Here is a 6,276-nt window from a genome sequence, read left to right on the forward strand (position 1 = left end):
CTTTGACGAACTTCCCCCATCAAAATCGAGACAAACGCTGTTGTGCATTCGCATGACGGCGAACGAATATTTGCCACGGAAAGGGTTCGTTATGAGCACAGGCACAGTTAAATGGTTCAATGCCACCAAGGGTTTCGGTTTTATTCAGCCTGACGACGGCTCGGCCGACGTTTTTGTCCACATCTCGGCCGTAGAGCGCGCCGGAATGCGCGACATCGTCGAGGGCCAGAAGCTCGGCTACGAGATGGTCCGCGACAACAAGTCGGGCAAGATGTCCGCCGATCAGTTGAAGGCGGCCTAAAACGGAATTCAGCCTCGCCGGTGACCACGGATGTACTGGCACCGGTGAACGGCTAATTCCAGCGCATGGCCCCGGAAACACCGGTTTCCGGAAAGGATCATGCGCAGAATGAGCAAGTGCACGCGCGTTCAACCGGACGCGCGGCGCTCCGGCGGAGGTCAGGCAATGCCTGGCCTTTTGCTTTTCGGGCGCCGCAAAAGTTCGAAAAGAGCACCGCGCGTTCGCTTGAACGTGCTAAGGATGCTCCAGCAATTTGAATCCGACTGCCGTATTGCTTTGTGCGTGGTCCTGGTCGAAAGACCAGTCTCGCCATTTTCGGCATTACGCTCCGAACCGGGAGAAAGACCTTGACCGCCACTTCGAAGAAATCCCGCGACCAGGCCGAATCCATCTTCAGCAAGACCCAGACCCAGTCCATGTCGCTCAACCGCATTATTTCCGAGCAGGATGCTGTCAGCCAGGCCCGGGAAGCCAAGACCGCTCGGCTGCGCGAACTGCGCCTGGAGAAAGAAGCCGACGAACTGGCTGCAGCCGCCGCGCTCGCGGCCGCGCCGAAGCGCGTGGGCAAACGCTGATGGCCACTAAGCGCGTCCCGCAAGAGGCGATCGCCGCCGACTCGACCATCGCCGATGTCGTGGGAGCCCTCGACAAGCCGGTCGAGTATGTCCGGCGCGTGCTCGAAAAGCTCGAGCGCTGCAAGCGCGCCCATGGCGATGCCCAGGTCAGGCTCGGCGTGCGTGGCCGCTCCGAATGCCCGAACTATCTGATCGAGTATGTCCGCGAAAATGCCAAGACCCGTGAGCGCGTCACCCATCAGGATGCCGCCTATAGCGGCAGCACGCATCGCGAACTGGCACCCCGGCACATCGAGGAGGCCAAGAACTGGTCGCCCGAGGAAATGAACATCACGGCGGTCTCGGCGCTGATCGGCCGGCTTCGCAACCCGAATGCACCATCATCGCGTTTCTCCGACGAGGATTGATATGGCCATAAAATTTTCCGCCAAGGATCAGCCGGCAGCAGCCGCTGCCACCGCAAAGCTGGCCAAGCCGGCCGCCGCGCCGAAAGCCGATGTTGCCGCCGAGGCAGCGACCGACCTGTTCAAGTCGCCGGCGGACGTGGCGTCGCGCAAGACCAGGAAGAAAAAATAGCGCCCTTGCCGCGAAGCGCCGACCTGAATCCCGTTGCCTCAGGGCTGCTCGCCCTGGCGAGCGCCGGGGACTTTTCGTCACTGGAGGAGCGCGCCGGGCCTCTCTTCGACTGCCAGAGCTGTGGCGCCTGCTGTTCCTATTCGGCCGAATGGCCGCGCTTCTCGACCGAAGATGACGCGCAGCTCGACCGGATCCCGCAGAAATATGTGGCTGCCGACGAAGCCGGCATGCGCTGCGACGGCGTGCGCTGCTCGGCACTTTCCGGCGAGGTCGGCAAGTCGACAATTTGCGGCATCTACGACGTCAGACCGGACGTCTGCCGCGCCTGCATGCCCGGTGGCGGCGATTGCCTGATGGCGCGCAAGGCACATGGTCTGCCGGCGCTGTGATAACGGGCCTCGATAGGTCTCAGTTTGAATTTCCACCTCGGGTGGGAAGCCGCCATTCCTGGTCGCTCGGCTGTGGAATGCCAGCGCTCTGCGGCCAGGCCATCGGATGCGTCGAGTAGAGACGGGCGGCTCAGTCTCACTGAGTCAGCGTGTTTTTGTAGATCAGGCCGTCCTTCATGATGATTTTGAAGTTGTTGGCAGGATCGGCCACCAGGTCGAGGTTCTCCAGCGGATTGCCTTCGACGAGCAGGAGGTCGGCGAGCGCGCCCTCTTCGATCACGCCGAGCTTTCCCGGACAGGGATTGCGAAGGCCCGACAGCGCGAGCAGCTCGGCATTGGTCCCGGTCGCCATGACGAGCGCTTCGGCAGGCGTGTACCAACGCGCAAGCGACGCCAGTATTGCTCCCTGCTGCTTCGCCAGCGCGCGGGAGAACAGGACATCGGTGCCCCATGCCGTCTTGATCTTGTATTTCTTCGCGAGTTCGTAGGTCCTGCCGATGCCCGGCCACACCTCATCGGCCTTGGCTCGCTCGACCGAACCCTCTCGGAGGCCTGTCCTCATCAATTCGGGAAGCGGCTGCAAGCTCAGCCAAACGTCCTTTTCGGCGATCAGCTTGGCGGTTGCCTCGTCCATGAGGAAGCCGTGTTCGATGCACTTGACGCCAGCCGCGACAGCCTTCCGGATCGCATCCGAGGTGAAGGCGTGCGCGGCGACGTAGGTGCCCCAATTCTCGGCAATTTCAACGGCGGCCCGCAGTTCGGGCTCGGTGAAGGTGGTGACGTCGAGCGGGCTGTGGGGCGACGACACTCCACCGCCGGCTGTCAGCTTCAGCAGCGCGGCCCCCTGCATGAATTGCTCGCGGGCACGCAAACGCACCTCGTCGGGGCTGTCCACGACTATGCTGCCGCCGTTCCTCTCCATGGGGGTGAACAAGCCGCCGATCGTCCGGGGCAAGTCGCTGAGCTGGCGGAAATCCCCATGCCCGCTGGTCACGGTGATCATGGCTCCGGACGGATAGATGCGCGGTCCCGCGATAATGCCTTGATCTATCGCGCGCTTGAGGCCGAACGCCGGTCCGCCCACATCGCGAACGGTGGTGAAGCCGCGCATCAGTGTATCCGTCGCCTCGTCGCCGGCCGCAAGATTGGCGAAGCCGATGTCGCCCATCGCCTCTGCCGGGGTGGATGCAATCAGCATTGCGTGCCAATGCGCATCGATCAGCCCCGGCATCAGCGTTCGCCCGTTGCCGGCGATGCGCTGCGCGCCCTCGGCCGCGATGGGACTTGTCGAAATCCGCGCAATCAGCTTGCCCTGCACCAGTACACTCGACGGAGCCGAGAGTGCGGCGCCCTTCCCGTCGAAGATGCGAACGTTTTCGAAAAGCACGTCATCGGCGCGCGCGCTGGCGCAAAGTCCAAGCAGGAGAGCCGCCGCAAGCATTTGTCTGCCAGAGCGAAGCATCGTGAAAACCGGGCGCGCAACAAAGAACAACACAGCGGCGCAGGACAGGGCATGCGCCACAACCTTGCCTTTCGTCAGCTCCTGCGATCCAACGGATTGGTGACACATGACGATTATCCCGCTTCAGGAGAGGTGGCCACGGCGCAAGGACAAGTTTGTAGCTTACACGGCATCGGGTCAAGAAGTGTTCCGGACTGGCACCGGACCGGCCTCGTTCGCAGCGAAGGTGGTGTCCAAAGTCAGGCCAATGCGATGATGGCAGGGCCAGCAGTGCAAGGGTTGCCTCAGGAAACGAGCTTACGAAACTTCGCCCACGGGAGTTGGTTTTAAAATCCCGCCGAGGGATACCGCCTTGGGTCGTGACCCGAAATTCGAAATGAGGCACTAACGGTCTTCGGGCTGGCTTGTGCCCGCGCGTTTCGCTGGCTACCTTGCCGGCGGCAGGTCACCGGAGGACGCATCGTGAGCATCGAATTCTTGTTGACGTCGCTGATCGTCGTGGCTTCGCCCGGCACCGGCGTTCTCTATACGCTGAGCGCCGGACTTTCGCGTGGCGCGCGCGCCAGCATCATCGCGGCTGTTGGTTGCACGCTCGGCATCATTCCGCACATGGCGGCCGCCATCACCGGTCTGGCGGCGCTGCTGCACACCAGCGCGCTCGCCTTCGAGACGCTGAAATATCTGGGCGTCGCCTATCTGCTCTACATGGCGTGGAACACGCTGAAGGAGAGCGGCAGCTTGAACGTCGGGCAGGATGTCGCGCCGCGCACGACCGGCAAGGTGATCACCTCAGGCATCCTCATCAACATCCTCAACCCGAAGCTGTCGATTTTCTTCTTCGCCTTCCTGCCGCAGTTCGTCAGCACCGCCGAACCGCATGCGCTGTCGAAGATGCTGGAGCTCAGCTCCGTCTTCATGCTTTTGACCTTCATCGTCTTTGTCGGCTACGGCATCTTCGCCGCCTCGATCCGCAGCCATGTCGTGTCGCGGCCGATGGTGCTCACCTGGATGCGCCGCACCTTCGCCGGCGCCTTCGTCGCGCTCGGCGCAAAACTGGCGCTGACCGAGCGGTAGAGCCGCCGGTGCTATCCCTTTACATATCCCATCGCTTCGACGATCAGCCCGTCCGCAACGCGCATCAGATTGACGCCACGGATGGAGTTGCCTTCGGCGGGCCAGTAGCGCCAACGGATTGTCGCCCGCTCACCGGCGACGAACGTTTCTTCAACGTCGAAGCGGGTGCCGGGTTCGCTGGCGATCGCCGACCACAGCCGCACGCATGCCTCACGGCCGGCATGGCGGGCGCCATCCGGCGCCGGCACGGTGTTTTCGATGACGCAGTCCTCGGCCACCAGCTCGGCGCGCGCCGACGGATCATGAAGCTGGAACACGTCGTTGAAGCGCCGGATGATATCGGCCGTCTGTCTGGATTGGTCGTCGGGATGGACGACAATGATGCTATCCCGTTTCATCTCGGTACCTCCTGATTTCATTTTTCCGCAGCGGCGGCCGTGACGAGGTCGGCCTTGAGCCTGATATCCGCCACGCCCGCCAAAGCCCGGGAGACGAGGCATGTTGCTTTCGCCGATTGGGCAAGGCGCTGGAATTCCTCGGGCGCCAGGCCCGGGATTTCGGCTTCCGTTTCGAGGTCGATGCGGGTGAGCGTCGGTCCGGCCGTGCTCGTGCCGAGATGCACCTTGGCGACGGTGTGAATCCCTACGGGGACATGGCCGCCGTTGCCCAGTATGGCGCTCAACGCCATTGAAAAGCAGCCGGCATGTGCCGCCGCAATCAATTCCTCGGGATTGGTGCCGGGACCGTTTTCGAAGCGCGACGGGAAGGAATAGGCGCCTTCGAAGACGCCGCTGCCGAGCCGCAGACGGCCCGAGCCTTCTTTCAACGAACCCTGCCATTGGGCCTCTGCTTCACGGATGGTCATTTTGTCGTTCTCCTCTTCGATGAAACGCCGAATATATAGACTGATCTACATACTATATAGACCGATTGTCATATTCGGCGCAAGCCTATAAAGCTCACTCCTGACAGAGGTTGACATGGCGAACGACACCCGCATCCGCATGATCGAGGCGACGGCGCTGCTGCTGAGGCAGCGCGGCTATCACGGCACCTCGCTCAACGACATCTTGAGCGCCTCCGGTGCGCCGAGAGGATCGCTCTACTTTCATTTTCCGGGCGGCAAGGACCAATTGGTCATCGAGGTGACGCGCGACAGCGTGGACAAGGTGTCTCGATGGCTTGCCGAAGAGCTGACCGCCGAAATGGATCCGGCGGTGGCTGTCCACCACATCTACCAGTCGGTCGCACGCATGCTGGAGGACAACCAGTTCACGCTTGGCTGTCCGATCGCACCCGTGGTGCTGGACTCGCCGGCCGACGTGCCGGAGTTGGCCGAACTGTGCCGGTCGGCTTTTGAGCAATGGGTAGGCCTGCTGCAGGCGGCCTTCGTCAGGGCAGGGGTGCCTGAGCGCCGCGCCCGCGCCCTGGCGCTGCTTGTCGAATCGTCGCTGGAAGGGCTGATGGTGATCGCGCGCGCCAGCCGCGACCGCGCCCCGGTGCTGGCGGTGGCAGATGAAGTTGCTGCGCTGATTGAAGGTGCCTTGCCTGCCAAAGGGGAGCTGACACGGCGCATTGACGCCGCCTTCTGAGCCGGGCAGCCCGCTAAATAAAGCAAACAAAAAGGGCGCCTTTCGGCGCCCTTTCCGTGAATGCGAGGCAATGTTGGATTAGAAATCCATGCCGCCACTCAAGCCCGCTTGCGGGCTTGAGCAACTTAGATTCATGGGCGTGCTTATGGACTTCTTAGAAACCCATGCCGCCACTCAAGCCCGCTTGCGGGCTTGAGCAACTTAGATTCATGGGCGTGCTTATGGACTTCTTAGAAATCCATGCCGCCACTCAAGCCCGCTTGCGGGCTTGAGCAACTTAGATTCATGGGCGTGCTTATGGACTTCT

The 6,276-nt window shown here is 62.2% G+C and carries 10 protein-coding genes; 7 read left to right on the forward strand and 3 right to left on the reverse strand.

All coding sequences use genetic code 11. The features are described 5' to 3' along the window. Positions 1-91 precede the first annotated feature (91 nt). From AC0L2K_RS13355 to AC0L2K_RS13375, 5 genes are all read left to right on the forward strand, one after another. Complete coding sequence (locus tag AC0L2K_RS13355; protein ID WP_010915421.1) at positions 92-301, forward strand: cold-shock protein; 210 nt, start codon at positions 92-94, stop codon at positions 299-301. A gap of 347 nt (positions 302-648) precedes the next feature. Next, a complete protein-coding gene (locus AC0L2K_RS13360) occupies positions 649-876 on the forward strand; it encodes a hypothetical protein (protein WP_023800606.1) in 228 nt (75 codons plus the stop codon). Next, positions 876-1,283, forward strand: a complete 408-nt coding sequence (locus AC0L2K_RS13365) for a hypothetical protein (protein WP_128169197.1) — start codon at positions 876-878, stop codon at positions 1,281-1,283. The genes AC0L2K_RS13360 and AC0L2K_RS13365 overlap by 1 nt, the downstream gene beginning before the upstream one ends. Before the next feature lies 1 nt (position 1,284). After that, a complete protein-coding gene (locus AC0L2K_RS13370) occupies positions 1,285-1,452 on the forward strand; it encodes a hypothetical protein (RefSeq protein WP_287120983.1) in 168 nt (55 codons plus the stop codon). A 5-nt stretch (positions 1,453-1,457) separates the two neighbouring features. After that, positions 1,458-1,841 (forward strand): YkgJ family cysteine cluster protein, encoded by a 384-nt coding sequence (locus AC0L2K_RS13375; RefSeq protein ID WP_128169196.1) that lies wholly within the window; start codon positions 1,458-1,460, stop codon positions 1,839-1,841. A 136-nt stretch (positions 1,842-1,977) separates the two neighbouring features. Here AC0L2K_RS13375 and AC0L2K_RS13380 read toward each other — a convergent pair whose 3' ends face one another. Next, on the reverse strand, positions 1,978-3,282 hold the full coding sequence (locus AC0L2K_RS13380) for a metal-dependent hydrolase family protein (RefSeq protein WP_473531539.1): 1,305 nt from the start codon (positions 3,280-3,282) through the stop codon (positions 1,978-1,980). 483 nt (positions 3,283-3,765) lie between these two features. Here AC0L2K_RS13380 and AC0L2K_RS13385 point away from each other — a divergent pair, with 483 nt between their 5' ends. Next, positions 3,766-4,377, forward strand: a complete 612-nt coding sequence (locus AC0L2K_RS13385) for a LysE family translocator (protein WP_128169194.1) — start codon at positions 3,766-3,768, stop codon at positions 4,375-4,377. Positions 4,378-4,388: 11 nt separating this feature from the next. On the opposite strand, the gene AC0L2K_RS13390 is transcribed toward AC0L2K_RS13385, so the two are convergent. After that, entirely contained in the window at positions 4,389-4,775 is a 387-nt protein-coding gene (locus AC0L2K_RS13390; protein WP_473531540.1) for a nuclear transport factor 2 family protein, read from the reverse strand. Between the two features lie 17 nt (positions 4,776-4,792). Continuing rightward, on the reverse strand, positions 4,793-5,242 hold the full coding sequence (locus AC0L2K_RS13395) for an OsmC family protein (protein ID WP_023800599.1): 450 nt from the start codon (positions 5,240-5,242) through the stop codon (positions 4,793-4,795). Between the two features lie 115 nt (positions 5,243-5,357). Here AC0L2K_RS13395 and AC0L2K_RS13400 point away from each other — a divergent pair, with 115 nt between their 5' ends. Beyond that, positions 5,358-5,969: a TetR/AcrR family transcriptional regulator gene (locus AC0L2K_RS13400; RefSeq protein ID WP_128169192.1), complete on the forward strand. Its 612-nt coding sequence runs from the start codon at positions 5,358-5,360 to the stop codon at positions 5,967-5,969. The last annotated feature ends 307 nt before the right edge of the window (positions 5,970-6,276 follow it).

It is taken from the genome of Mesorhizobium sp. WSM4817 (assembly GCF_055811135.1).